Annotated in this window: 3 protein-coding genes and 1 pseudogene; all 4 read right to left on the reverse strand. The window is 35.3% G+C overall.

Translation table 11 applies throughout. The features are described from left to right. A pseudogene (locus EZH24_RS10445) lies at window positions 1–203 on the reverse strand (flagellar motor switch protein FliN); the annotation flags it as partial. 2 nt (window positions 204–205) lie between these two features. Next, window positions 206–1,237 (reverse strand): flagellar motor switch protein FliM, encoded by a 1,032-nt coding sequence (gene fliM, locus EZH24_RS10450; RefSeq protein WP_137999066.1) that lies wholly within the window; start codon window positions 1,235–1,237, stop codon window positions 206–208. Between the two features lie 40 nt (window positions 1,238–1,277). After that, the gene (locus tag EZH24_RS10455; RefSeq protein ID WP_137999067.1) at window positions 1,278–1,820 is read right to left on the reverse strand and encodes a flagellar basal body-associated FliL family protein; all 543 of its coding nucleotides are present in this window, start codon (window positions 1,818–1,820) and stop codon (window positions 1,278–1,280) included. A gap of 203 nt (window positions 1,821–2,023) precedes the next feature. Further along, window positions 2,024–2,343: hypothetical protein (locus EZH24_RS14195; RefSeq protein WP_161976142.1), on the reverse strand; the 320-nt coding region annotated here is incomplete at its 5' end.

Raw genomic sequence — 2,343 nt, forward strand, 5'->3', positions numbered from 1 at the left:
ATATTCGTTATGCTCACGGTTTTTGTGGTAATAGAAGATAACGAAAAAGCTTGATTATCCGCTATAATTTTAGCCGCCTCGTTAAAAAGCTGTTTATCCACATTGCCGTCCGCCGCTCCAAAATCCGTTCCTCCAAAAGCCTCGTCAGAACCTTTAAGCAAAGCTTCTATTTCATCTTGAGATAATGCGCCGTCGCTTATCATTATTATTCCTCCTCTTTTAATAAATCTTCTTCGGTTATGTCAGCCTCGCCGTCCATGACTCCCGTAAGTTGAACTGCCATTCTACTGCCCGAAATTCCAGGACGACATAAGAATTTCCTTCTCGTTCCAACCTTGAATATAACTGGGTCGGTTATTTTAGTGTCGGTAAATTTAACTACATCGCCTTTTTGAATATTAAGAATATCCGAAAGAGGCAACTGCATAGAGCCAAGTTCAGCCGAAGTTTCGACATATATATTCTGTAATTTTTCTTTAATAATTTTCAAGTTTTCAATCGTGCTTCCTCTTTTAACCGAAGCATACCAATATTGAGCGGATAATTTTGAAAGTATAGGTTCTATAGTAATATATGGAATACAGAAATTCATCATACCTTCCACATCCGCCACTTTAGTTTCCAAAGTGATTAAAACAACCATATCGTTGGGACTTACCATTTGAGCGAATTGAGGATTAGTTTCTATCGAACCCAAACGCGGTCTTAAATCTATAACATTAGCCCAAGCTTCCCTCAAATTTCCCAATATTCTCACTATTATTCCTTCCATAACGGAAAGCTCTATATCCGTAAGTTCTCTGTTTAGATTTTTAGGACTCTCTCCCGGTCCGCCAAATAATCTGTCTATAATCGTAAAAGTTATAGAAGGGTCGATTTCCAAAATGGAACTTCCTTTAAGAGGGTCCATACTAACCATAGCCAAAGTGGAAGGATTGCTTACGCTTCTAATAAATTCCTCGTAAGTAAGCTGGTCAACGCTCGCAACATGGATTCCAACCAGAGTTCTTAACTGCGCCGATAAAGAAGTAGTGGTAACGCGTGCGAAGTTTTCATGCATCATTTGAAGCGTTCTTATTTGGTCTTTTGAAAATTTATCGGGACGCTTAAAGTCGTAAATTTTTATTTTTCGATGTTCGACTTCAACGCGTTTTGTGTCGATATTATCCAAACTTTTTCCAGACGATATCGCGCTTAATAACGCGTCAATTTCGCTCTGCGATAATACTTCCGTCATACGAATATCCTTAAACTTTTTCCTATTCTATTATTTACAATTAGCTTAATATAAGGTCTACAAACAATACATCGTCTATTTGTCCGTTTCTAAGCATACTGTTTATTTCCCTTTTGATGTCCGCTTTCAACTGTTCTATTCCTTCGTTAGTTCTTAATTGGTCGAAATTATAAGACCTTATTATCGAATAAACTCTGTCTTTTATCATATAAACTCTTTCTGGAAGCTCGACAGCCAATTGTTTAGCGTTTGCCGTATAAGTTAAAACTATGCTAACTTTGACATATCTCGTAACATCCACATCCGCCGTATTTGCGTTAAAATCGGGCGTAATTGGAAAATAAGTCGGAGGCGGCTGTTTTATCATGTCGTCCGCAATTCCGCCTTGAACTCCAGACGCTCTGCCCACGCCTCTTGAAACTACAAAAGCTATAACTCCAGAGATTAAAGCCACTACTAAAATGGCAGCAATAATCATAAGGATTTTTATAACCATAGGGCTTATGGTAAATTTTTTCTTAGGTTTTTCTTCGGCTTGTTCTTCTTCGCCTTCTTCTAATTCTAAATTTTCTTCTTCTGCCATATTATTTCCTCTCTTTAATATAATATTTTAAATTTTTAATATTATATAACGGTAAGACAAATATATCAATTCTTATGTTAACTTAAATAATATATTCACCGCTTTTAATTAAATATCGGTATAGCGAAAAAATACTTAACATATTTTTTGCCTAAATGTAAAAAGCGATTTTTTAATTTTAGAAAATAAAATATAAATATAGATTAATTTTTTGTCATATTGTAAGTATTGCCGTCATAGGATAAAGTTCCTTTGGTATCGCTTTCAAAGTTAACCGTATATTTATCGAAACTATAACTTGTATCGCTATTTTTTGTTAATGCATTTTCACCCCAAACCGACATAGAAATCTCTGCTCCGTCTTTATGTCCCTTAATTGAAGGATAGCCCGATGAACTTACGGAAAAATTTGTTATTTCGCCATCGCCTTCAACAGTCCAATTTCCTATATATTTTGAATCGATTGTTACGGCTGGACTTGTTTTTAAATTACAACTTATAGATAAAACTAATATAAATATTA

Origin of the sequence: Brachyspira catarrhinii, from assembly GCF_005518285.1 — a bacterium.
In the GTDB taxonomy this organism is placed as follows: domain Bacteria; phylum Spirochaetota; class Brachyspiria; order Brachyspirales; family Brachyspiraceae; genus Brachyspira; species Brachyspira catarrhinii.